Origin of the sequence: Rhodococcus globerulus (genome assembly GCF_019334125.1) — a bacterium.
In the GTDB taxonomy this organism is placed as follows: domain Bacteria; phylum Actinomycetota; class Actinomycetes; order Mycobacteriales; family Mycobacteriaceae; genus Rhodococcus_F; species Rhodococcus_F globerula.
Map to the genome: position 1 here is coordinate 2,850,551 of NZ_CP079698.1, position 24,490 is coordinate 2,875,040.

At 61.7% G+C, this 24,490-nt stretch carries 22 protein-coding genes; 12 read left to right on the plus strand and 10 right to left on the minus strand.

The window, feature by feature from the left end; all coding sequences use genetic code 11:
- Positions 1 to 24 precede the first annotated feature (24 nt).
- The gene (locus KYT97_RS12900) at positions 25 to 1,395 is read left to right on the plus strand and encodes an HNH endonuclease signature motif containing protein (protein WP_141485003.1); all 1,371 of its coding nucleotides are present in this window, start codon (positions 25 to 27) and stop codon (positions 1,393 to 1,395) included.
- Positions 1,396 to 1,531: 136 nt separating this feature from the next.
- Positions 1,532 to 2,149 carry a maleylpyruvate isomerase family mycothiol-dependent enzyme gene (locus KYT97_RS12905; RefSeq protein ID WP_033231627.1) on the plus strand — a complete coding sequence of 206 codons (618 nt, stop codon included), beginning with the start codon at positions 1,532 to 1,534 and terminating at the stop codon, positions 2,147 to 2,149.
- A 25-nt stretch (positions 2,150 to 2,174) separates the two neighbouring features.
- On the opposite strand, the gene KYT97_RS12910 is transcribed toward KYT97_RS12905, so the two are convergent.
- The 5 genes from KYT97_RS12910 to KYT97_RS12930 all read right to left on the minus strand — a co-directional run bounded on the left by KYT97_RS12910 (position 2,175) and on the right by KYT97_RS12930 (position 6,808).
- Positions 2,175 to 2,849 carry a dihydrofolate reductase family protein gene (locus KYT97_RS12910; RefSeq protein WP_245006103.1) on the minus strand — a complete coding sequence of 225 codons (675 nt, stop codon included), beginning with the start codon at positions 2,847 to 2,849 and terminating at the stop codon, positions 2,175 to 2,177.
- 33 nt (positions 2,850 to 2,882) lie between these two features.
- A complete protein-coding gene (locus KYT97_RS12915; protein ID WP_095886960.1) occupies positions 2,883 to 3,338 on the minus strand; it encodes a hypothetical protein in 456 nt (151 codons plus the stop codon).
- 56 nt (positions 3,339 to 3,394) lie between these two features.
- Positions 3,395 to 4,591, minus strand: coding sequence for a DUF6745 domain-containing protein (locus KYT97_RS12920; protein WP_095886961.1), 1,197 nt, complete (start codon positions 4,589 to 4,591; stop codon positions 3,395 to 3,397).
- An 85-nt stretch (positions 4,592 to 4,676) separates the two neighbouring features.
- Complete coding sequence (locus tag KYT97_RS12925; RefSeq protein WP_033231629.1) at positions 4,677 to 5,186, minus strand: putative immunity protein; 510 nt, start codon at positions 5,184 to 5,186, stop codon at positions 4,677 to 4,679.
- 122 nt (positions 5,187 to 5,308) lie between these two features.
- Entirely contained in the window at positions 5,309 to 6,808 is a 1,500-nt protein-coding gene (locus KYT97_RS12930; RefSeq protein WP_095886962.1) for an APC family permease, read from the minus strand.
- A 158-nt stretch (positions 6,809 to 6,966) separates the two neighbouring features.
- Between KYT97_RS12930 and KYT97_RS12935 the strand changes: the two genes are divergently transcribed.
- The gene (locus tag KYT97_RS12935; protein WP_095886963.1) at positions 6,967 to 7,614 is read left to right on the plus strand and encodes a TetR/AcrR family transcriptional regulator; all 648 of its coding nucleotides are present in this window, start codon (positions 6,967 to 6,969) and stop codon (positions 7,612 to 7,614) included.
- 42 nt (positions 7,615 to 7,656) lie between these two features.
- Here the strand turns inward: KYT97_RS12935 and KYT97_RS12940 are convergent, their stop codons facing one another.
- Complete coding sequence (locus KYT97_RS12940; RefSeq protein WP_095886964.1) at positions 7,657 to 9,270, minus strand: amidohydrolase; 1,614 nt, start codon at positions 9,268 to 9,270, stop codon at positions 7,657 to 7,659.
- A gap of 119 nt (positions 9,271 to 9,389) precedes the next feature.
- On the opposite strand from KYT97_RS12940, the gene KYT97_RS12945 reads away from it, so the two are divergent.
- Positions 9,390 to 9,716: a gas vesicle protein K gene (locus tag KYT97_RS12945; RefSeq protein ID WP_219112461.1), complete on the plus strand. Its 327-nt coding sequence runs from the start codon at positions 9,390 to 9,392 to the stop codon at positions 9,714 to 9,716.
- Positions 9,717 to 9,720: 4 nt separating this feature from the next.
- Here KYT97_RS12945 and KYT97_RS12950 read toward each other — a convergent pair whose 3' ends face one another.
- Both KYT97_RS12950 and KYT97_RS12955 read right to left on the minus strand, forming a co-directional pair.
- Entirely contained in the window at positions 9,721 to 10,494 is a 774-nt protein-coding gene (locus tag KYT97_RS12950; protein ID WP_219112463.1) for a class I SAM-dependent methyltransferase, read from the minus strand.
- 278 nt (positions 10,495 to 10,772) lie between these two features.
- Positions 10,773 to 11,447 carry a TetR/AcrR family transcriptional regulator gene (locus tag KYT97_RS12955; RefSeq protein WP_219112465.1) on the minus strand — a complete coding sequence of 225 codons (675 nt, stop codon included), beginning with the start codon at positions 11,445 to 11,447 and terminating at the stop codon, positions 10,773 to 10,775.
- Between the two features lie 160 nt (positions 11,448 to 11,607).
- Here KYT97_RS12955 and KYT97_RS12960 point away from each other — a divergent pair, with 160 nt between their 5' ends.
- From KYT97_RS12960 to KYT97_RS12995, 8 genes are all read left to right on the plus strand, one after another.
- On the plus strand, positions 11,608 to 13,068 hold the full coding sequence (locus KYT97_RS12960) for an MFS transporter (protein WP_172936538.1): 1,461 nt from the start codon (positions 11,608 to 11,610) through the stop codon (positions 13,066 to 13,068).
- A 321-nt stretch (positions 13,069 to 13,389) separates the two neighbouring features.
- Positions 13,390 to 14,286 carry a glycoside hydrolase family 16 protein gene (locus tag KYT97_RS12965; protein WP_219112467.1) on the plus strand — a complete coding sequence of 299 codons (897 nt, stop codon included), beginning with the start codon at positions 13,390 to 13,392 and terminating at the stop codon, positions 14,284 to 14,286.
- Between the two features lie 126 nt (positions 14,287 to 14,412).
- Positions 14,413 to 15,423: an NAD-dependent epimerase/dehydratase family protein gene (locus tag KYT97_RS12970; protein ID WP_172936539.1), complete on the plus strand. Its 1,011-nt coding sequence runs from the start codon at positions 14,413 to 14,415 to the stop codon at positions 15,421 to 15,423.
- A 48-nt stretch (positions 15,424 to 15,471) separates the two neighbouring features.
- Positions 15,472 to 16,668, plus strand: a complete 1,197-nt coding sequence (locus tag KYT97_RS12975; RefSeq protein WP_219112469.1) for a hypothetical protein — start codon at positions 15,472 to 15,474, stop codon at positions 16,666 to 16,668.
- A gap of 99 nt (positions 16,669 to 16,767) precedes the next feature.
- Positions 16,768 to 18,783: a glycosyltransferase family 2 protein gene (locus tag KYT97_RS12980; RefSeq protein ID WP_245006105.1), complete on the plus strand. Its 2,016-nt coding sequence runs from the start codon at positions 16,768 to 16,770 to the stop codon at positions 18,781 to 18,783.
- Entirely contained in the window at positions 18,780 to 21,065 is a 2,286-nt protein-coding gene (locus tag KYT97_RS12985) for a hypothetical protein (RefSeq protein ID WP_245006106.1), read from the plus strand. The genes KYT97_RS12980 and KYT97_RS12985 overlap by 4 nt, the downstream gene beginning before the upstream one ends.
- Positions 21,062 to 21,259: a hypothetical protein gene (locus KYT97_RS12990; protein WP_033231638.1), complete on the plus strand. Its 198-nt coding sequence runs from the start codon at positions 21,062 to 21,064 to the stop codon at positions 21,257 to 21,259. The genes KYT97_RS12985 and KYT97_RS12990 overlap by 4 nt, the downstream gene beginning before the upstream one ends.
- Positions 21,256 to 22,161, plus strand: a complete 906-nt coding sequence (locus KYT97_RS12995; RefSeq protein ID WP_219112471.1) for a glycoside hydrolase family 16 protein — start codon at positions 21,256 to 21,258, stop codon at positions 22,159 to 22,161. Before KYT97_RS12990 ends, KYT97_RS12995 begins: the two co-directional genes overlap by 4 nt.
- On the opposite strand, the gene KYT97_RS13000 is transcribed toward KYT97_RS12995, so the two are convergent.
- Positions 22,146 to 23,489, minus strand: coding sequence for a lipopolysaccharide biosynthesis protein (locus KYT97_RS13000; protein ID WP_245006107.1), 1,344 nt, complete (start codon positions 23,487 to 23,489; stop codon positions 22,146 to 22,148). The two genes, KYT97_RS12995 and KYT97_RS13000, sit on opposite strands and share 16 nt — an antisense overlap.
- On the minus strand, positions 23,486 to 24,292 hold the full coding sequence (locus KYT97_RS13005) for a glycosyltransferase family 2 protein (RefSeq protein WP_230590013.1): 807 nt from the start codon (positions 24,290 to 24,292) through the stop codon (positions 23,486 to 23,488). The genes KYT97_RS13000 and KYT97_RS13005 overlap by 4 nt, the downstream gene beginning before the upstream one ends.
- Positions 24,293 to 24,490 lie beyond the last annotated feature (198 nt).

Consider the following 24,490-nt stretch of genomic DNA (forward strand, 5'->3'; position numbering starts at 1 on the left):
TGGGTCAAGGGTGGGGAGGCCTTGATGACTACGGTGAACGATTTTGTTTCGGTGGAGGATGTTGTAGCCGGTTCCGCGACGGGTGTGCGTGGCAGGTTGTGGCGATTGCGACCGGCCGAGGTTCGCGACGTTGCTGTTTCCGTTTCTGCGGAAATTCTTCGACTGGAGGCGATTCGGGTTGCCGCAGTGGATGAGTTGGCGCTCAATCCGGACGAGCAGGTGCTCTGCTACCGCGGTGTGGGGCGGTGGTTGGCGGCGAACACGATGCTGCAGAACGCGGCCGGTAACAAGATCGCTGCCCTCGGTGCCGCGTTGCGGGCGTTCCCGGATATTGCTGCGCAGTTCGAGGCCGGTGATCTCTCGCTCGATCATGCGGCAATAATCGTCGCGTTCTGTGAATCTCCACCAAAAGGTATGCCGGACAGGGCGTTACCGTCCTGTATGAAGACTCTACTTGCTGCCGCATCCGGCGTGGAGGCGACCACCATCAAACTCCGCTATGCGATTGCAGTTCTGGAGCGGATATTCGAATCCGACGACACCCCGCCCGGTGAGGACGACGACCTCAACGTCTTGCGGATTTCGCCGACGCTCAACGGACGGGTCGCGATCAAGGGCGATTTCGACGCGTTGACAGGCGAAATGCTGTTATCGGCTCTCTCGGGTTTGTCGATGCCGAAACCAGCCGCGGACGGAACCCCGGATCAACGATCAGCTGCCAAACGAACCGCCGACGCGTTCACGGAGTTGATCCGCCGGTACCTCGACAACGCCGTCACCGGGGTTGACGGTGGTCAGCGTCCGCATGTGAACGTGCACATCACCGCGAAAGACCTTGCCGAGCATCGCGAATGCGCCACCATGCGCAGCGAAGGCGCATCGGATGATGGTGAGTTCTATGGCAGTGCGTTCGATGACGACGAGCCTGATGTCGAGGATCTCGATGTGGGATACATGCCCTGGATGGGACCACTCAGTGTGAGCCTGACCCGGATGCTCGCCTGCGACTGCATGCTCTCCACCGTCCTGATGGACGGCAACGGGGCACCGCTCGATGCGACGCCGCACAAACGCCTCGTCACACCGGAACAACGCACGGCGCTGATCGCCCGGGACAAAGGCTGCGCCTTCCCCAACTGCGATGCCGTACCCGCTTGGTGCGATGCCCACCATATAAAACCCTGGTCAGTGGGCGGTCCGACGGTGATGGACAACCTCACCCTCCTCTGCCGAAATCACCACCGATTGATCCACAGCACCAGTGGGTTCCGCGGAATCTGGGAAATCAAAATGGGCACCGATCACAAACCGTGGTTCATCCCACCAGCTGCGATTGACCCAAAACAACGACGCCGCCGCTCCACCACCCGCCAAGGCCCAGTGCATCGAGACTGAATCCGGCTCTGCCGGAACTGCATACCGTGTGAGAGCTTCGCATCACCAGCTAGCCGATGCGAAGCCCACACGCATGTCCCGCGCCAGAAACATGTCTTCGTCGCCATAATCCTAGAGATCGAGCTACCGTGCGGAGATGAACGTAAAGGCTCACATCCTCGCTGAACGTCGGGAGCTGGTCACACTACTCGAGACCCTGAGCCCTGATCAATGGTCAACGCCGTCACTCTGCGGACACTGGTCGGTGCGCGACGTTGCGATACATGTGTCGATGGATTCCGTTACGATGCCTCGCTATTTCCTTGCAGCGCTGCACAATCTATCCGCTAACCGTGTCAACGAACGCTACGTCACCGCGCAGAATGACGTGCCGACAGACATCCTCGTCGATCGTCTCGCAGCTTCCGCGACCACGAGTTGGTTCGCAAGATATGCCCCACGCCTCACCCTTTCCGACCATGTTGTGCACCAGCAGGACATCAGGCGACCGCTCGGGTTACCTCGAACGATCGATCCGGAGCGTCTACGACTTGTACTCGATCGACCCGATCCCTTTGCACAGCCGCGTCGATTCACCAAGGGCCTCCGGTTCACTGCTTCCGATCTCCCCTGGGAACGCGGCACCGGACCAGAAGTCCACGGGCGAGCGGAGGCGCTGGCCCTCGCAATGGTCGGGAGGGCATCGGTGCTCGACGATCTTGACGGCGATGGCGTTGATGTTCTCCGCGCCCGCATGTTTCACGACGGCAACTGACGCTTCAACACCAATGGAGCGTGCTTCAGTCGGCGATAGCGGTGGCATACTCCGGTCGCCCGGTGGCCCGGTAAACCTGAATTGTCACGCCCTTTGACGTGACTTGCGAGTCGACCAGGTCCAGTGCGATATCCGGTCCCGACTCGGGGAATAGCCGCGTGCCCTGGCCGATGATCATGGGATAGATGAGCAGGGTGATCTCGTCGACGAGCCGGTTGTCGAACAGCCAGCGAACGAGGTTGCCGCTGCCGTGTACCTGCAACTCACCCCCAGGCTTGGCTTTCAGCTCGCGGATAGCCGTCGCAAGGTCGCCGGAGAGTACGGTCGTATTCGCCCAACCCGGTTCGGTGAGCGTGGTCGATGCCACGTACTTGGGCCGCGTGTTCAATGCCGTTGCAATGGGGTTACCCGAATCTTCCATCACTCCCCAGTACCCGGCGAAGATCTCATAGGTTCGCCGTCCGAACAGGAAGGCGTCGGCGCGCTGGTAGACGTCATTGACGAACGTCGTACCCTCGATGTCTTTGCCGAACAGTGGCAGCGCCCATCCGCCACGCTCGAATCCGCCTCTGCGGTCTTCATCCGCCCCGCCGAGCCCCTGCATAACGCCGTCGAGGGAGACATTAGTGATGGTCGTCAGTTTCATGGCCGCAATTCCCTTCTCCACCATCGAGTGTTCACGGGCATCCTCGAATATCACTGACCTCAGCTTGCTCGGACGTGGTCCAGGGCGTCAATCTGCGACGAGTTGCATCCCGTTGATCGCCCGTCCGGCGCCCCGCTCTCGCTGCCGTCCGATGACATAGCGGCCTGGCGCGATTCCAGTGGCGCCATGCTCTGGGTGGATGAGATAAGCAGTCCCGTGGGCGTCGAGGATGCCCAGAGCAAGACCCCGGGAATCTCTCACCGGCGACGACCACGTGCACACACCTTCGTCGGCGACCAGGCTGTGCGGATTCCCGCCCGCCGCACTGCGTAGCAACTCCACTCCGGAGAGTGGTACGTTCACCGACCTCGTCCACGCTGCGGGCGTGACGATATCGGAGACAAGCGAATACGGGACCACGATGAGATCACCTTGTGCCTGCAAGCCGTCGACGACGGGTATGGATACTTCTCGGTCGAGATAGTCGAAGACATCGAGGCCCGTGATGGCAGTGAGCGCGGACAAAGTCATGGTCGAATTCATATGAGTCACCTGGGAGTTCATAGTTTGATGTTCGGAATTGAAGTTCAGGGGTTGGGTCAGGTCCGACGAACGAGTCGGGCGTAGTCGACGCCGGCTATGCCGTAGGTCCAGCCTGCAGCGTCCAGGGCTGACGAGAACCATCCGGGGACGTAGAGCCCGTAACGACGACGCCGTCCGTCGCGTTCAGGAGAGCCGTTGACTGCAAGCAGAATTCGACCACCACGTCCCCAGCCGTCGGGCGATGCATAGAGTTGTAGCGTGTGCCCGGCATTGCCGGGATCATCAGCTTGGTCCACTAGTGCGAGTCCAGCGGTATCGATGTAGGTGTCCCATCCGATGCGCTCGATCGCACAGCGACGGATCTCGATATTCCGTTCGGCTGCAATACGTTCGACCGTCGGATCGAGAACTACCCAGCTGGGAACAATTGTCCCATGCTGAACATAGACGCCGTGTCCGTCGCCGAATTCAATTGCTGCAGAGTCTGAATCATGCAATCGACGTTCGTTGTGCACTCGGCCCGGTATGGGTTCGACCCGCAGGACGGTAGGCCTTTCCGACATGACGCACACGGTGTCGAACGCCCACCACCATCCGGTTGCACCAGCCAGAGCGGTGTGAATGTCGAGTAGTTCGTCATCGTCGGAACGGAAAGAAGCAAGACCGCATCGACGGTATGCGTCGTAGTAGGCGATTCGATGAGCTTCCTGCTGTCCGTACCACGTCACGCTTCCCGGGACGGGAGTCGACATCGTCCGTATCGCAGCCGCAACCCCGTCGAATAGCGTGGTGTGCAACGAGTCCCAGACAGCTGCTCTCATGATCCGATCGGGGCTGATTCCCAGCCGAACCGCATCCTCGGGAGACTGAGTACGTGCAGTGTCGATCCCCCAGCGTTCGTTCGGCAAGTCTGATCTTCGACGCTCGATGTGCGCATCCATACGGCCGCGTAAGTCCGAAAACATGCTCGCAATGCGGGCGGAAGCGCAGCGAAGTCGGTTGCTGTCCAACGACATCGACAAGCCTTCGGCCACAATCAGATCTGATCCAGCTGGGGGCGACGGAACCCAGAGGAACTCCGGTTCCGGAAATCCTGATCGCCGATACAGTTGCGCGACAGCCCATTCTGCAGTGTCGCGGTCGGAGGGGCGTGCGCAGAGACCGTGTTCCAGCCACTCGTTCCGCACAGCATCAACGTTGCTGGTGAATGATGCTCGGTGTCGCGACACCGAGTACATCGGCGCGGCGCTCACGCGATGGTGGCGGTGTCGGCCTTTCGTGTAGTCATAGTTATCGAGGGTGACACGAGGAAGCGCGGAACGCAAGGCCGGTACCTCATCAGCCGAACACCGACCAGCAGATGTCATTCCGTAGCCGCTGGTCATCAAGTACCAACTCACGAATCGATACCGGGAGCTGGTCGCGCTGCCACTGGCACTCGAGTCGGCCCGCAGCCTCCTCGTCTTCCGTCGCAACAGCACGTGCGGCCTTGATCGCGTAGGCGGCAGCACCAAGTTCGTGCGCGGCGACGTGTGCGACGGCTCCGGCCTGTCCGGCAGCGTACGCAGCATGCCGCGCCGGCCCACGCAGGTCCCGAGCCGCGCCCATTGCATGACCGCCCGCAGCGCGAGCTTGCATCATCGTGACCTCACCCCGCACCCAGGCTCGCGCACCCTCGATCGCTTCACGCGGCCGCGGATCCTGCGGCTGAACCGACTCGAAAAGGTGAAGGACGTGCTCGGCGCACGATGCCGCCCAGAGAGCGAGGAGGTGGTGATCGGAATCTGTGAGGGTCCCACCACGACGGATCGTCACGAAGCGCGGATCCCGGACCTTCGGGAGGATCATGGTTCGTACGCTCCATCTGCTCGCGGCGGCCAAACACTGCTTCCTGGGGAACTCGGTAGAGACTTTGCCGCCCTTGACAATTACTCGGAGACAATTGCTCGGAGACAATTGCTCGGACGGCTCTACGTTACTTGACCAGGCGAGGTGGAAGAATTGCTCACGCCGTCAGACTCCGTCGACGGTTCGGCGTCGACGTCAGTGGTACCCAGCCTCGAGAGTTGCGCCGGGTCGCGTCGTGAAAGCCGGATACCGAGAAGCCAACCGACAGCCAGGCTCACAGGCGTGACGGCCACGAGCACCACGTTCACTGCGGTTCCAGCGGCAGTAATCAACTCCATCTGGTCCACGATCAAATACGTTGCGTAGGTCAACATCAGAAGAGCGGATACGGGAGCTACAACCACCCTCCAGACCGAATGCCCGCGACGATCGTTCCAGAAGAATGCGATAACTGCCGCGGCTGCCATGACCTGAAGCACGACGATGCCGACGATACCGGGCGAGTTCACCCACAATAGGAGTTCGAGGTAGGGGTCGGCGCCGACCACTACGAACACGACGATTACCACCATCGCCAGGAGACTCTGTACCGCGCTGGCCACATAGGGGGACTTGTAGACCGGGTGTAGTTTGCCCAGGAACTGGGGCAATACACGTTCGCGCGAAAGCGCAAAGACGTAGCGGGTGATTGCGTTGTGGAACGCGAGCAGGCTGGCGAGAATGCTCGTGATGATCAACAGCTCCATGAGGGTGCTCGCCCAACCTCCGACGTAGTGCTCGATGGCGTTGAAGTACATACCGGCGGGATCGTTAGCCGCTAGCTCGAGAGCCTGATCCGGTCCGTACGCCTGGATGATGATCCACACCATGAATGCGTAGAAGAGACCCAGGAATGCCACCGCGATGTAGGTCGCCCGCGGAACCGTCCGAGCGGGATCTTTTGCTTCTTCCCGGTACAGGGCAGTCGCTTCGAATCCGATGAACGCAGCAAAGGCCAGGGTCAGCACCCCACCGAGACCGGGGCTGAACACGTTAGACGGCGCAAAGGAGTCGAGATCAATTCCCCCGGCACCGCCTTGAAAAAGAACGGCGGCTGCGAGCAGCACCAGAATCCCCGTCTCCGCGGTCAGCAACAGGATCAGGAACCGAGCGCCGAGATGTACCGATCGAGATCCGAGGAACCAGACCAAGGCAACCCCGAGTAACGACCACACTCCCCACGGCAGATCCAGCCCAACCAAGTCCGCCATGGTTGACTGCGCGAAATAGCCTAGGGCCCCGAAGATTCCGATCTCGAGCGCGTTGTAGGACACCAGCGCAAGCACCGCTGCGGCCAGGCCCCACCGAGGGCCGAGCCCGACTGAGATATAGGCGTAGAAGGCGCCCGCATTGTGGATGTACTTGCTCATCGCAGTGAAGCCGATTGCGAACACTCCTAGCGCGAGCCCGGCCAAAATGTATCCGCCGGGGGCCCCGATGCCGGCAATGTTCAAGGCCAGAGGCGCAACCCCTGCCATCACCAGTAATGGCGCCGCCGCCGCCACGACAAAGAAGACGATGCCGGCGGTGCCGAGGACGCCTCCTTCCAGCTTCAGAGCGGGTTCGGGTGCAGTTTTCTTCATGAGCAACTTCTCCAGTCGGGGCAAGAGGGCGACTATCCGGAACAGGCAGATATAGGTGCAGCCAGAATTAATCGAATCAGTTTCGATTATGGTAGATCGTTGTGACCGGCGCCACAAGGGCATAATCGAATGAACTTCGATTTGAGAGGTGGGGGACGATGGGAAGACCGCGTATCGCACGTCTGGACCGCGACCGAATTGCGGAGGCGGCGCTCGCGCTCGTCGATCGTGACGGCGACTTCAAAATGCCTGATCTTGCAAAACACCTGAATGTGCAGGTGTCATCCATCTATCACCATGCAAAGGGTCGCGCGGCCGTGGTGGAACTCGTTCGAAACCGCGTCGTACGGGAAATCGACGGGTCGGCGTTCGAGCGCCTAACCTGGGACGACGCGTTTACTGCATGGGCTCGATCGTATCGATCCGCGTTCAGTAGACACCCCACCTCGATCCGCCTCCTCGCTACGGAGACGGTGCGTGATCCCACGTCGCTATCGGTCTACTACGCTCCCGCAGAAGGCCTCAGGAAAGCCGGATTCCCGGACGACCACATCTTGGCGGTCATCACCGCTGCCGAGAACTTTCTCCTCGGCGCCGCACTGGATGCAGCGGCACCGGAAGTCATGATCGAAGCGGACTCGACAACACCCGACGACGCTCTGACTCTGGCGCTTGCTGCGGCGCCGCGGGGTCCAGCCAGAGCCGAGCAAGCCTTCGAACTCGGTTGGATGGCTCTGCTGTCAGGCTTTCGACGTCTCCTCGAGGAAGTGCACGAGACATCGGCGCGCCCAGCGTCCTACTCGTGAGCAGCTGTGGCAGATCCAGGCATGCGCCATGACAAGCAGCGCTCAGTGAACTTGCCTACCTCCCAACCACGTTCGGGAGACAACCAAGTCGCTGAGCTCCTTGGCGGAGCCAAGTTGGCCGGGATCGACGGGAAGCTGGATCATGTCGGCTCGCATTCCCGGCCGAAGGCAACCCCACATGTCCTCTTCGAATCCCTGATAGGCGACGCCCGCCGAGTATGTTGCCAGGGCCCAATCGAGGCCGACGCGTTCGCGAGGTAGCCATCCTTCACTCGGGATACCAGCCGGCGTCTGGCGGTGAATCGCAGTGGCAATTCCCTTGATCGGTTCGAAGGCGGTGATGGGCCAATCGCTGCCGAATGCCACCCGCGCGCCGCGCTCAGCGAGGGTTCCGATGCGATATTGGCGGTCACCACGGTCGGCGCCGATCCGCGGAATGGTCAGCTCCGTCATCAGCGGGTCGAGCTGGGCCCATAGCGGCTGAAAGTTGGCGATCACTCCCAATGACGTGAATCGGTCCAGGTCGTTGCCATCAACCAATTGGAGATGCGCGATAGTGGCGCGTCGATCACGCGGGCCATTACATCGATCGACGTATTCGATTGCATCGAGGGCCATGCGTACACCTGCATCGCCGATGGCATGGATATGAATCTGAAAACCCAACCGGTCCACTTCAGCGGCAGCTCGACCGAGTTCATCGGTTGTCCAATTGCTGATTCCGTGGGAATGCGGGCAATCCGTGTACGGCGCGAGGAGCGCTGCCGTTCCGGCCTCGATGACACCGTCGGCAAAGAACTTCACCGTTCCTGCCTTGACTGCGTCGCCACCCCGTTCTGCGACCTTCTGCCGGGCTTCGACAAACGCCGGCAGGTCGCCCTGCCAACTCTCAGGTGTCGCTCGGAATGCAAGATTTACCCGGGTGGACAGGCGCCCACTTTCAGCGGTGGCCAGCCAGATCTCGACATCGCCTGGTTCGGTCCACGCGTCCTGCACCCAGGTGATACCTGCTGCGGCAAGCATTTTCGATGCTGCCGCAAGCGAATCAACTCCCGCATCGAGGGTTACGGCGGGCAATAATGCCAGTACCGGGTTGATCGCTCCCCATTCACGTAGGGTCCCGAGCAACTCACCGTCCGACGTTCGCACGATCTCTCCGCCGACCGGATCCGGCGTATCGCGCGTCAACCCGGCGCTTCGCAGTGCAGCGCTGTTGACCCACGCGGTGTGATAGTCCATCGTGCGCAGGACGACGGGTCTGTCCTCGACCACGCTGTCGAGCCAGCGAGCATCGAACCGACCGCCCGGAGCGAGGGTAGGCGACACGCCCTCACCGAAGATGCACTCGGCGTCGGGGTTCTCATCCGCCCAGCGACGCACCTCCTGCAAGACCTCATCGATGCTGTTGCAGTCGCGAATCTTGGCACCACGCATTTCCAGGCCACCCATCAACGGGTGAACATGGCCGTCGCCGAACGAGGGCAGTAGTGCCCCACCCTCCAAATCGATGACTTCGGTTCGCGTCGACTTCAATGCACGAGCCTGCTCCCCCAGTCCAACCACGCGACCGCCGACCACAGCGAGCGCGTCGCTGACCGTCTGGGCCGAATCACCCGTGCGTATCGTGCCTCCGACAAAAAGTAGTTCGGCCTCCACCTACCGCACCTCCATGCATTAATCGAATTTGATTCGATTAATTTAGACGGCAGATTCATCGACGTCAATAGCAGTTTCCACGTTGCGATTTGAGTGCTTTACGGCGATTTCTTCTGTAGATGGGTGTGGGTCAAACGCGAGGCAATGCGTCAACGCCACTCAGACAACCGTCCGGTACGGCCTTCCTTGCCGTGATCTACCGGCGCCGCAAATTCACACCACACCCCGACCGCCCCTACGACGCGGTGCGGTCGGATTTGCTTGCAACACAAGCAGTGTCACCGGAAGATGTCGGCGGCCTGTCCGACGCGCAGGTCGAACGCATCGGTACCACACTGATGTTGCTCGAGGAGAAGATGGGAGAGTTGCGCGAGCATTTTGATCCGACGCCCGAAGACCTCAACATCGATCTCGGCCCCCTCGGACCATTTCTTGCCGACGAATAAGTTTTCAGGGATGTTCTGCTGTCGCCAGCCACGCCGGAGCCAGAAGCCGGTCGCGGGAATCGAAGCCCAGCCCTTCGACGATAGCAGCCAAGGGCGAGTTAGCTTGGCGCGCAAACTCTCCGCGGGTGAACGCCGTGGTGTAAGTGGTACGTTCGAGGTGCCGGACGATCCAACCAGCGTCGGCCAGCGTTCGACGCAGATTGTCCTCACTGATTCGATAAGGACCAGGAAATTCCTCTGGAACCTCGTCCGAGAAGCACACCAGGTGAAGCCGGGCTTGGGGTCGGCAGGCTCGTAGTACTGCCTCGACATACGGTTGGCGCTGATCTTCCGGGAAGCAGTGGTACAGCGCGCTGTCGAGAACAGTGGTGAACCGATTCTCGTACCCATCAAGCGTCATGGCGTCGGCAACATCAAAATCCACTGCCTTCTCGAGTCCCCGCAGACCGGCGCGTTCGCGTGCGATCCCAATCGCCGTAGGTGAGGCGTCGAGTGCACACACCTGGTAGCCACGGTCGGCAAGAAACAGAGCGTTTTCACCCAGACCACAACCAATATCAAGGACTTCACTCGCTAACTGGCCGTCGGCTTCGAGTTTCCGAACCACCGGTTGTGCTTCACCGATATCCCATGGCACTCGGTCGAAGTCGAGTTCGTTGCGCTGTGCAGCGTCAGGCAACTCCGTATTGCGCGCAAAGGCATCGAAGTCGCCGCGATACAGCGCATCAAAATCGGCTGAACTCGGTTGGCGAGGCGGTTGGGATCCGTCGGCGGTCACAAACTCCTCCTACGCGTAGGGCATCCTGAGCTTTAGGGGTAGCCATGCTCATACAGCCCTAAACTCGTGAGTGGATTCTTGGCACATACGTGGGGGCTTCGCATCGTCTTGACTGGTGATGCGAAGCTTAGGCGCGGTATTTAGTTCCGGCGCAGCCGGATTCAGTCTCGGCGGACTGCCGCCCCACGCGCAGACAGGAACGATCACAACGTTCCCCCTCTGACGAAAGAGATTGCCAACCAGGGACATTGATCAATCAGATCCAGGAGAAACACATTTCAGCGCGACACCGGCGCACTCCAGAGCCCGACGAGCGCGTCGACGATATCTGTCGTGAAGTCATCCCAGTTCGAGACCTCTACCGATTCGTCGCCGGCAAGGAGCCTTTCGCGTTCGGCACACATGTGCAGCATCACATACCGCGCCATTTCACCGCGGGCGCGCCGAACGTCGTCCGGCATGTCGGGCAGACAAGCGGCGAGCGCGCCGAGCATCTTTTGCAAGAGCTCCGATGACGAAACATCTTCGTAGACAACGGCCCGCAGCGTGGGATCGGCCATCAGCTGAACACTGAACCGCGCATACCACGCGGGTCCGGTCAATTCGTTGTAATGATCAGTGGACGCTCGAACCAGACATGTGATCCAGTCACGGAGATCTGTCGAACCTTTGACGTCGGCCAGCAACTCCTTGCGCTTCTGCTCGATCGGCGCGGCATGTTTGTTCACGATTGCACGGAGTAGATCGATTTTTGTACCGAAGTGATATCCGACGGCGGCGTTGTTGCCCTGCCCAGCGGCCTCGCTCACCTGACGATTCGAGACGGCAAAGATCCCGTGCTCGGCAAACAACCGCTCCGCGACTTCGAGTATCCGCTCACGGGTTGCAACGGAACGAAGAGAGCCCGCCGAGGTACCCGAATCGCTGATCGCATCTTCAGTTCTTGCTGCCACATCTACCGCCACAGTCAGGTGCTCGGCACTATGTGCGCACCGAGACGTTGATCACCATCGACCTCGCAGCGCTTGCGCGAAGTCAGTCAGCTGCTTTAACTTTATTCAATCAGTTGACTTAATTCAAGACTTCTTTACTTTTCTCTGATGGAGCTTTCCAATGTCGATATCCACTTCTGAACCCAGTAAAGCCGCACCGCCGTCAACTACTGCCGTAGTAGCAATTCTGGCGTTTGCCGGCATCGTGGTCTCGCTGATGCAAACGCTGGTCATCCCGATCATTCCGCACCTTCCGGAATACCTGAACGCGTCCGCCTCGGACACAGCCTGGGTAGTGACCGCCACCCTCCTCGCTTCAGCCGTTGCCGTCCCGACGATGGGCCGGTTGGGCGACATGTTCGGCAAACGCCGCCTACTCCTGATCAGCTTGGCACTTCTGGTGGTCGGCTCGATTGTGGGTGCCATGAGTTCGAGCGTTGTCCCACTCGTCTTTGGGCGCGTCCTCCAGGGACTCGCCGCCGGTGTCATCCCTCTAGGTATCAGCATCATGCGTGACGTGCTTCCGCCCAAGAAACTGGCCGGCGCCGTCGCGATGATGAGCGCAGCCATGGGAGTCGGTGGCGCACTGGGACTTCCGATCGCAGCTATGATCGCCGAATACGCCAACTGGCACGTTCTGTTCTGGGCATCGGCAGTCCTCGGCGCCATCGTGACGGGTCTGATCCTGGTCATCGTGCCTGAATCGACGGTCCGCACCGGCGGCAAATTCGACTTCGTCGGAGCCCTCACACTCTCGGTCGCACTCATCACCCTGCTTCTGGCGATTTCCAAGGGCAATTCCTGGGGATGGGCGAGCGGACTCACAGTCTCGATGCTCGCTGCCGCCGTCATCGCATTCGCCATCTTCGCCTGGTGGGAACTGCGCAACCCGAAGCCACTGGTCAACCTTCGCGTGTCAGCGCGTCGCCAAGTACTACTGACCAATCTCGCTTCCGTCGTCTTCGGATTCGCGATGTTCGCCTCCAGCATGGTGTTCCCCCAGGTTGTCCAACTGCCGGAAGCCACCGGCTTCGGACTCGGCGGGTCGATGCTCATCGCCGGTCTGGTCATGGCCCCATCCGGCATCATCATGATGCTCATCGCGCCGGTCTCCTCCAAGATCACCAACACCCACGGCCCCAAGATCACACTCATGATCGGTGCAGTCGTCGTTGCGATCGGATATCTCATCGGCATCTTCGCGCTGCACTCCATCTGGCAACTCGTCATGATCGCCCTCATCATCGGCGCAGGAACGGGCATGGCTTACGGCGCGATGCCAGCCCTCATCATGGGTGCGGTTCCCGCCTCGGAAACCGGAGCGGCCAACAGCTTGAACACCCTGATGCGCGCACTCGGCACATCGTTTGCCAGCGCAATCGCCGGCGTCGTCCTGGCTCAGATGACAATGACTCTCGGCGACACCACGCTGCCGACCGAGAACGCGTTCCGCGTCATCATGGCCCTGGCCGCGGGATCGGCCCTCATCGCGCTTTTCCTGGCAGCATTCCTGCCGAAGTTCCGTAACCCGGCCCGCGACGTTCCCGACTACGTACCCGCGGAACCCGCAGCGGCTCACTGAACCGACACCGGCACAGTGCGAAAGCCGCCGCTACCCATGAGGTAGCGGCGGCTTTCGTATTCTTTCGCTGCGAGATATCCGCAGCATCCGTCACGTCAACATCCCAGAGGCGTCAACGAGCCGAAACCCAACCTACGCAACGTTTCTGAGAGTCTTCTGAGTGCAGCCGGGGCTGTCTCGGTATTTCCCAGAACATGCAGGCGCTCGAGGTAGGTGCCCATTCCTGACCAAGAGTAAGTAAAGTACCCACGGTCTGCGATCGGCAAACTGGTCGTTCGACCCGTGCGTCGTGCCGCTCATTCAACCCTTTGGAGAAGTCAGATGCGTTTGCCCACCCAGCGGTCTCGCCGCCGCAGCACTGCCGCAGCGGCGCTCGTCGCCGCGACTGTGCTCGGGATCTTCTTGCCCTCGACCGCTCAAGCGCAACTCACCGGATCGGCCGGCTCGTCCGGTGGTGGCGTCAGCGGGACGCAGGCAGCGCCCCGAGCAGCGTTGCCCGGTTGGCGTGAGATCTTTGTCGACGACTTCACTACCGATGCTCCGATCGGCACCTTCGCAAACGACGAGTGCAACAACCCCGGCAAGATCGTCTACACCGGAACCGAGAACACGCGCTGGCGGACGTACCCCGAGTGCTACCTCGATACGTACAACAAGAACCCTTACCGCGCAGACGAAGTAGTGAGCGCACACGACGGCGTACTCGACTACTACCTCCACGACGTCGACGGCCGCCGTGCCGGAGCCAACATGTCCCCCGTCATCAACGGCAGCAGCCAGGCCCAGGTGTACGGGCGCTACTCGGCGCGCATCAAGGTCAGTCATCCGGCGATCACCGGTTACCGGTTGGCGATGCTGCTGTGGCCGGACTCCGAAGGATGGCCGGAAGAAGGCGAGATCAACTTCCCGGAGGGCCCACTGACGGGACCCATCTACGGCTTCCACCACTACGCCGAGGACGGCGCGGACGCGAACTCCCAGGCGCTCTCCGATGTCGACACTTCCACCTACGCGGATTGGCGTGTTGTCACGATCGAATGGACTCCGTCTGTTGTTCGATTCATGCTCGACGACAAGGTCTTGCTCGAGTCCACGCGGGGAATCCCCGATACCGCGATGCGTTGGCAGCTCCAGCTCGAGTCCAGCCTCTACCCGGCTCTTGGCGGCGGCAATTTCCTCGTCGACTGGGTGACAGTGCACGCGTGGGACGGCGCGTAACAATTTCCTGACAGCTGGTCGAGGCACAAAGCTGTGCCTCGACCAGCCCAATGGGCGTAGATTCCCGTTTTCGGACCCGATTGCCTAGACTCCCAAAAGTCATCGAAAGTAAGGGAAGGCAAACCTGTGCGCACCGCGGTTACCGGAGGAGCCGGATTCATCGGCTCGACGCTTGTGGATCGCCTGCGCAAGGACGGTCACCAAGTGCTCGTCATAGACGACTTGAGCCGCGGTCGGGTAGACAACCTCGACGCGGCGCTCGCGACCGCAGATGTCGACCTCGAAGTTCTCGACATTCGGGACGACAAGATCGGTCCGCTGTTCGAGACGTTCGCTCCCGAAGTGGTTTTCCATCTCGCAGCGCAAATCGACGTGCGGCACAGCGTCGCCGACCCGATCAACGACGCCGACGCCAATATCCTCGGCACTGTGAAAATCGGATCTGCGGCGATCGCGGCACAAGCTCGCAAGATCGTGTTCATGTCTTCCGGCGGTTCCATCTACGGATCACCGGAACACCTGCCCGTCTCCGAGCACGCTCCGGTCAACCCGCTCTCGCCCTACGCATGCAGCAAGATCAGCGCCGAGAACTACCTCAACTGCTTCCGGCAACTCCACGGTCTGGATTGCTCACACATCGCCCCGGCCAACGTGTACGGACCCCGCCAGGATCCACACGGCGAGGCTGGCGTCGTCGCAATCTTCGCGCGCGAAATGCTTTCCGGCGGAAACACTTTCCTGTTCGGCGACGGTGGAAATACGCGGGACTACGTCTTCGTCGAGGACGTGGTGACGGCGCTGATCGCAGCATCGGGCACCGCGGGCTCGGGACAACGCTTCAATATCGGAACCGGAGTCGAGACGTCCGACCGCGAACTACACGCATTGCTTGCGCACGCCACCGGCGTCGCGGCAGAACCCACGTGGATGCCGGCGCGACTCGGGGATGTTCGCCGGTCCGCGCTCGACGCCGCACTGGCACGCACGGAATTGGGATGGACCCCGTTGACGTCACTGTCGGAGGGGATCGCCCGCACCGTCGACTTCTTCCGGAAACTTGATACAGCGTCGTCCGATACAGCACCGTCGTCCGATACAGCACCGTCTTCCGATACAGCACCGTCGACGCTCGTCTGAAAAATGCCGCCATCCCCCAAAGCATCTCTTCGCGTCAGCCATCTGGACGTGATGCACAGCCGTACGCGGATCACGTCCGTCATCGGCCCCGTACATCTCCCTGACGACGCCACCATTGCCGCTCGACTTCGCACGATGGCCGAAGCAGGGCCACACACACGCCTCGGACTCAGACCGTCAGCGCACGGCAATCGGTGGACATTCGATCCCGAATCGTGTGCCCCCGAAGTAGTTCGGCTCGATCCGCCGACCTCCCCGATGGACCTGCTCGATACGGCGTCGAACGTCTCACGAGAGGATCACCCCACAACCGTCACAGTGGCCGGGAACTATCTCCGCACCGACCACAACCACGGTCTCGGCGAAGTCGCTCTGACGCTCATGATGAACGAAGTCATCCTCGGCATGATCGACCCCGCCGATCCTCAGGTGTGGCAACCGTCGCGTGCCTCGCGCTCGGGGATCACCACTGCCGCGCTACGCACCTACGGTTCGGATCCACGGCGCGGCTGGGCGCTGCGTCGGTCACTCGATCGGACGCCGCGTCCCACACAGTCCGGGCCGGTGGAACCGTGGACGCCCGCCCGCACTGCTGCCGTGGTCACCACTGATCCCGACACCGTTCGGTCGTTGCGCATGTGGCGGGACCAGAATCTTCCGTCGGTGTCGATGTACGCCCTGACCGCCTCGGTGCTGCACCGCGCGCTGGCCGACGCCGGACTCGCCATCAATCCCGTTGCAACGGTAACCCTCGATGCGCGTCGTTACCTTCCGGCTGGTCGAGTACCGTTGGGAAACTTCGTCTCCGGACTCGAATTCGATCTGGGGGCGAACCCGACGCCCGACCGCATCCACGAGGCCACGTCCGAGGCGGTGGCAACGGGCCGGCCCGTTGCGAACCTCGCCCTGAACATGATGCGGACCCGAATCGGCTTGCGAATCAACAATTCCGGCGCATATCCGATCAGTCGCCCTCGAGATCCCCAGGCCCAGCTGCTGTTTTCGAGCATCGGCCCGGTGCCGCGACAAGGTCAGGTTCCGTGGCTCACCGACGCGTCACCGTTCTACTCGGCGCACAACGACCCTGTCGGCCCAGAGGGCATAACGCTCACGTGGGCAATCGTGGAAGGTGCGCTCGCGACGACGGCGTCGTTCCACGGAAACGTGTTTGCGCAGGCGGTGGTGACGTCGGCCCTGGAATGCGCTGCCACCGATCCGATTGCCTATTTGTCTTCTGTTAACTGACCCGATGTGCCCCGATACCATGGGCGTCCGATAACATAGGTAAGGCTGCCCTTCCAGGGGTGGTGTTGCCACCCCGCCTAGACCCCGTCGGAGTACGTCTTGACAGCGCAGACCCACCTGGTCCCCGGGATCACCGTATTGATCTGCTGCTACACCCACGACCGTCTGGATCAGCTGTCCACCGGCATCCGCAGCGCCCAGACGCAGCTTCGCCCGGACTCGGACGAACTGATTGTGATCGTGGACCACAACGACGCACTCCGCGCAGATCTGATTTCCGCCTTCCCGAGCGGCATCACCGTGATTCCGAACGCGGCGACCCGCGGCCTGTCCGGCGCCCGCAACACCGGTGTCGCGGCAGCGCGGACTGAGTTGGTCGCGTTCGTCGACGACGACGCGGTGCTCCGACCTGGAGCCCTGGACAGCGTTCGCAGCGCCTTCGCGGACGCTTCGGTTATCGCTGTCGGCGGTGCGGTACACGCCAAGTGGGAAGCAGGAGCCCCGCCATCGTGGTTCCCGGACGAGTTCGGCTGGGTCGTGGGCTGCGACTACCGCGGGCTTGCCGCCGACGGCGCCGAGATCCGCAACCCGATCGGCGCCGCCATGGCTGTCCGCCGTGCCGAATTGCAGAAGATCGGCGGTTTCTCCGACCGCCTGGGCCGCGTCGGAACAGTGCCGGCCGGCTGCGAGGAAACCCTCATGGGAATTGAACTACGACAGCAATTCCCGGGATCCAAGGTTGTGCGGATCGAGGAGTTTGCCGTCGACCACTTTGTTCCCCGCACCCGTAGTACCCTGCGCTACTTCATCAGTCGCTGCCGCCACGAGGGCCGCTCCAAGGCTGTGCTGTCCGACATGGTGGGCGGCAAGGCCGGGCTCGCAGCCGAACGAAGTTTTGTCATTCGCACTCTGACCACCGGGGTGCTGCGCTATCTCCGCGGCGCGGTAACGGGCAACGGCATCAGCGCGGTGTCCCGGATTCTTGTCATGATCCTCGGATTGTTTGTCACCGCATCAGCCACTGCGGCCGCGGCCATTCGCCAAGGCCGTCGCACCACTAGTTCGGAAGTACAAGCGCCAGTGGAAAAACCGGCCGAAGCACCCGTCGCCGCCGACGAGTTGATCACCGTTGTGATTCCCACTGTCGGTCGCGATTCGTTGCTCAACACCGTGCGCACAGTGCTGGCGCAGGACCACCGCAATATCGAACTGCTGGTAGTCGACAACCGTCCCCACCGAAGTGAGGCCGCGCGGATTCTGGCCGACATCGACGACCCCCGCCTGTCGATACTGGAACAGCCCATACCCGGTGTCTCGGCGGCCCGAAACAAAGGACATCAGAGCGCCAGGGGCCGCATCGTCGCCTTCACCGACGACGACGCAGTCCCAGATCCCGGGTGGATCTCGGGCATTGTCACCAGCTTCCACGCCGACAACACCAGTTCAGTCGGAGTCGTGACCGGCCGGGTGCTCGGTACAGAATCCAACACCAGGGAGCAAGCCTGGTTCGAGGAAGCAAAGGTCTTCGACAAGGGTGAGGTAGCAACGCTCTGGGCGATGAACTCTCGCGAAGAGACTGCGCTCGGCACAGACGACACCCTCGGCGAGTACGGTCCGCACGGTCCGTTCTTCCCCTACACCGCGGGCGAGTGCGGATCGGGCAACAATATGGCCTTCCGCTCGACTGCCCTGCACTCGATCGGCGGATTCGACGAGCGTCTCGGCACCGGCACCCCCACCCACGGCGGTGAGGACCTCGACGCTTTCCGCGCCGCACTCCTCGACGGTTGGTCTATTGCCTACAATCCGAACGCCGTTGTGCGGCACTACCACCGTGACAACATGCCGGAACTTCGGGTGCAAAGTTACGGCTACGGCACCGGTATGGCCGCGTCGTTGACCAAGTTCGTCCTGTCCGGATCACCGCGGCCGATCCTCACGCGTATCCCACGGGGTATCCACATGCTGATCTCGCCGACGTCGACGAAGAACATCGACTTCCCGTCCGACTGGCCGCTGCACCTGCGAATCCTCGAAGCCCTGGGTTACCTTGCAGGACCGGTCCTCTTCGTTCGTAGCCACCTGAACGCGCGCCGGGTCGGTGCCGGGCGGTGAGCACCGAAATAGACACCGACACAGACATCATCGATCTCCGGCCGGGTAAGTCCGTGGCATCGCTCCCCCACTACGGGTGGAATCCCCGTATCTGCCTGAGAATCGGCGTGGCAGTTGCGGTTGCCATTTTCGTGCTCAACCTCGCCGTGGCAACCGACATCGCCGACTTCGTGCCCGCGCCGATCCGCCTGCTGATCGCGCTTGCCGGTATGACCCTGGTTCCCGGACTGCCCGTCGTTGTTGCGCTGCGCATTCCAGGCCGCGCGCTCTCGGCTGCCCTGATCGTGTCGGTGTCGTTGGCCGTCACCATCCTGGCCAGTCAGCTGACGATGGTGGCGTCGTGGTGGAGTCCGCTGCGCACTCAGTTCATCTTGGCGCTCCTCGCACTCGCACTCTGCGCCGGCGCCTCGCGCACTGTGCCGTCCGACTTCCGACTGCCGAACGGCGAACGCCAGCGCCTGCGCTATGTCGACCGGAGCCGAGCCTACGGTTTCGGTGCGCTGCTGATCGCCCTGATCCTGTTCGTGGTCGCGGCCGCAAGGTTGGATGTCGCGGCGGCGGGCCACTTCGGCATCGTCACCGAAATCGGGCCGATCTACGTGCTCGGACTGGTAACGCTCTGCGGCACAATCGCGTACACGCTGCGTCGACGCGTGATCGACCACGTGTTGATGGCCGCAAACACCGTCATGCTGATCCTCTACACCACGATGCTCGTTCCGGTAGCCACCGGCGAGACCACCGTGCCGGTCGCGTTTGTGCATCGCGGATTCATCAACATTCTTGCCCAGAGCGGCACCCTTCCCAACTCGATCGACGCGCGATTCAGTTGGGCCGGATTCTTCTCCGCCGGGGCACATCTGATCACGGTCGCCGATGTTCCCGACGCGACCGTGCTACTTCTGTGGGCGCCGCTGTACATGGGCGCGCTACTGGCGTTTCCGCTGTACGCCATCGCGATTGCCATCACCGGCCGCGTTCGGCTCGCCTGGCTGGCTGTGGTCATCTACCAACTCTTCAACTGGTACCAGCAGGATTACTTCGCCCCGCAGGCCGTCGCGACGATCTTCTACACCACCATCCTCGCGACGCTGTTGTGGCAGCTTCGACGCTCACCGCTTCCGGTAATCGGTTCCGGGATCGGTCGATTCATCGTCTCGGCGCCTCGGCGCACCCCCGGGTTCGTTCCCGGTTTCGATTCACTCCGCACACTCGCGGTGGGCGCGGTTCTGCTACTCCTCATCGTCGCCACCACCGTCAGCCACCAGATCACCCCGATCCTCGTCATCGTGGTCCTCGCATCATTCTCGCTGTTCGGCGCAACGCGCTACCGGACCATGTGGCTGGCAGCAGGTCTGGTGTTCGCGGCGTGGTTCAGCTACGGCGCCACCGACTTCTGGATCGGCCACCTCCAGTCGATCTTCAGCGAGATCGGGCAGGTCGGCAATTCGGTGGGCCGCGGTGTGGGCGAGCGCATTACCGGAGATCCGACGTACCAGCAGATGCAGTACTTGCGTATGGGTGCGTCGGGGATACTCGCCGTGGTTGGCTTTGCAGGTTGGGTGCTCTCACGCCACCGACGAACCTGGCTCGTGGCAGGAGCCGTTGCCGCAGCGCCGTTCTCGCTTATCCTGCTGCAAAGCTACGGCGGCGAGATGATCATCCGTTGCTTCGTTCTCGCCTCCCCGGTCCTGGCTCCCTTTGCCGCCGTCGCCCTCGCACATGCGGGCAACCAGATCCGCAAGGCACTCAACCCGGTCTCGTCGGCAAATCACACGCGGCCGCGCAAGACACGACCGTCCCGCTGGGTTCGGGCCGCCGCCGTAACCTTGGCGTTGGTCTCGCTGGGATTGCTCTTGACCACAAACCGCGGACTGAACACCGCATTCGAAGCGTCGACAACCGATCAGGTCACGGTATCGGATCAGTTTATCGCCGCGGTTCCGCCGTCGACCACGATCATGACGTGGAGCCATGCGTCTCACACGAACGGTGTGCGACGGACGCTGGACCCGCTCGGGCCGCGAATGATGTTCGTCGACAGCTACGACTGCGCCAACGACCTCAGCGGTTGCGCTCTGGCACGTAACCCCATGTACGTGTACGTCACGAGCCAGGGCATCGGAATGGCGTTGCTGCAGCAGGGAATGACACAGGAGTACCTCGACGCCGAACTGGCCGCTATCATCGACAGCGGCCTCTACGTCCCGATGATCGAAAAGCCGAGCATCACGATCCTGCGCCGTGTCGACGCACCCGCTATCGAATTCGAGTCCCCATGAGTGTTGCGATCTTCTTCTTCCTGGCCGCCGGCGTTCTCCTGGTCGCCGGCGTGATCCTGCGTGAACGTGAGGTTCCTGCCACCGGCAGCATCGGCCGCGGACACGCGGCCCAACTGATCAGCCTTGCGCTTGCCGTCTGTGTGATCACCGCTGCGACTCTGACTTTCGTGCGACTGATCGCAATGGCTGTATGAGCCGTCGACGGCGGCGCGCTGCCGGAACTATCGCGGCGCTCGCCCTCATCGCATCGTGTACCTCGTGCACGATCGCGACCGATTCGCCGGCCGAAAACCCGTGCGCGCCGGAATCCTCACCTGGTGGCGTGTCACTTCCTCGCGGTGACCTGCAGGGTTGGAAGCAGATCTTCAGCGATGATTTCGACGATTGTGATCTCGGTTCCGACTGGGGTACCTACAGCGGCCAGCCAGGCGGCAATCCGAACAGCACGTGGGATGCGTCGATGGTTCAGGTCGACGGCGGTCTGCTCAACCTGAATTCGCATCGAACCGATTCGGGATGGATCACCGGAGGGGTGTCGAATTATCCGGTCACCCAGCAGTACGGGCGCTGGGAGATCCGCATGCGCGCCGACAACAGCGACGACATCTCGTACCACATGCTGCTCTGGCCACAGAACGAGAAGTGGCCACCGGAGATCGATTTCGCAGAAAGCGTCAGCGGCACGCGCGACGAGATGTCCGCCTTCCTGCACTGGGTCGACGACAAAGGCACCAACGACAAAAAGGGTGTATCCACGGGGGGAGATTTCTCCGAGTGGCACACCGTCGGGGTCGAGTGGGGACCTGGCATCGTCCGCTACCTGCTCGACGGCAAAGTCTGGGCCGAAGCACATTCGGAGACAATGGTTCCGGACGTCCCCATGTGGCTCGGCCTGCAAGCCGAGGCCGGAGCGTGTGAACGTCGTGAGGACTGGGGCATGACACCGTGCTCCGACTTCTCGGAGCAGCGCCCGGACAACGTTGCCGTACAGGTGGACTGGGTCACTGTGTATGCGGCAGACTTCGACGAGTTGGAGAAGATGCAGAAATCCGGTTACTACGATCCGTCACCGGATGCCATTCAGTTCACAGACTGAGATTCACTCCGCATAACAAGAACAGCACGGGTAAGTGGCACAACAAGGATCACGGCAGACACAGACTCAGCCACGATGTACGCCCAGCCCAACGCGACAAGTCCGTGCTCGTCGATCAATGCCAGACTGAGTCCGAGAATCAGTGCCGCATTGCAGATCTGCACTACCACCGCCAGGCGTAAGCGGCGACGCACACGGGCAACCGCGGTGTACGCGGCCACTATTGTCGCGGGAACCAGCGCAATCGCAGCCAGGCGGAGCAGCGGAGTTCCCTGCTCCGCGTACGGCTTACCGACGATGTCCAACATCACGGGCGCGATCACTGCAAACAGCAGCACACCACTCAACGCGACAGCACCGAGTATCGCAAAGAATCGAAGGGTCAGACCGTACAGGCGCGTCGGATCACTACTTGCCGACGCGGCAACGTACGGCCCCAGCAGCATGGTCATCAAGACCAGTACGGCGGTGACCAGGGACCAGGAGATTGCAAAGTACGCGTTGGCGTCGGCACCCATTCGCGATACGACGATCAGCGGGAGCAGCAGTGGCGCAAGCGCACTGACCACGTAGATGCCGTAGGAACCGGCCAGGTAGTTACCGATCTCCCGCCGAGGCGGCAACTGCGACGCCGCGCTCTGGTAGTCGGGCGTGCGTAGCCGCCGGGCAACCATCACGCCCAGAACAAGTGCGGCGATCAGCGCCGGGACCGTCCACGTCCAGATGATGGCGAGGTGTGAAGCGGTAAACGCCAATGCTGCGGCAAGCACCAGCTTCACAATCGCGTGCGCGACGTTCTTCCCTGCGGCCCAACCGGCTTCGCGGAACGCCACCGCGGTGTGGTCGAGCATGGCAAACGTGGAGAACACAACCACAACCACTGGGAAAAGCCAGTACTCGAACGGATGGAGGAACATCTCCGACGTCGGGCCAAGCAGCAGGAATCCGCCGCCCAGGAGAAGACCGCCCACCGCACCGACGGCAAATCCCGCCCCGACAAGCGACTTGGAGCGCTGCCCGGCAAGCGGAAGAAAACGTTCGAAGAGTCCACCGATACCGAAGTTGCCAAAAGCGGAGAGCATGGTTGCCGTGGTGATCACCGCCGCGGCAGCACCGACCTCACGCGCCGGGTAGAGGCGTCCGAGAATCGCCCAGTAGACAAGACCCACAACACCGGTCAAGAGCGCTGAAACGGTGAGCGCCAGACTGTTTCGTTCGAGGCTGTGGCCTTCAGCACTGGGACCTTCCGTGCTGAGACCCTCCGTGCTGGGGTCACCTGCGATTGCCGCCTCCGGCGATACGACGGTGTCGCCGGAGGGGGCGGTCACAGCGTCAGTTCGCGGACGTCAGCCTGTGCGGTCTTCTTCTGGATGGTCTTGGTCTCGCGCCAGTGCTGCCATTCCTGACCGATGGTGCGCAGCACTCGCATGCCGTCGCTGTAGGCGTTGAGGTTGCTGCGTCCGTGGATCCGGGGACCCTCGAAGCTGCCGACCTCGACGATGTTGAGGCCGCTCGTCGCAAGACGGACGTTGATGACGGTTTCGATCTCGAAACCGTCGCCCCACTGCGCGCGCTGGTACTCGACCGGTGCCAGTTCGAGCAGCGGGATGTGCTTGCGCCAGAAGGCGTTGTAGCCGTAGCAGAGATCGGAGAACTTTGTTCGGAAGATGAGGTTGACCAAGCCGTTGAGGCCCTTGTTACCGACGTTGCGCAATCCGGTGATGTCGGAACTTCCACCGCGGCCGACAAATCGGCTTCCCTTGGCGAGGTCGGCCCCGCCGACCAGTGCCTCGACGAAGAAGGGAATCTCAGCGGGGTCGGTCGAACCGTCGGCGTCGATGGTGACGATGATATCGCCGGTCGATGCCTCGAATCCACAGGCCAGGGCGTTGCCCTTACCAGAACGGGTCTGCACGACAAATGTTGCATCCGGCCACAATTCACGGGCCACAGCTACGGTGTCGTCAGTGGAATGTCCGTCGACGAAGACGATCTGATCGATATCCGTAGGCATCCGCGACGCAACGAAGGGCAAATTTTTTGCCTCGTTCATGGCCGGGACGATGACGGAGACGGTCGGACGGTTCCCGCCCTTACCGGATGCCGGTTCGGACGGTGTCGCTCCGGTGATGTCAGCAGCCGGGCCACCTGTCGGTATCGAAGTACTCACGACGATCGTCTCCACTCATATTGACAGTCCGATGCCTGGAGAATGTGTTGGCCACTGGCTCACACCCAGACAATGTCCCTCTCCAAGAACTGGATTCGGGAGGTCATGCAGTTCGTCGAACTGCATGCCTTAGAGTAGAAGATAGGCAAGCCTTAGCAA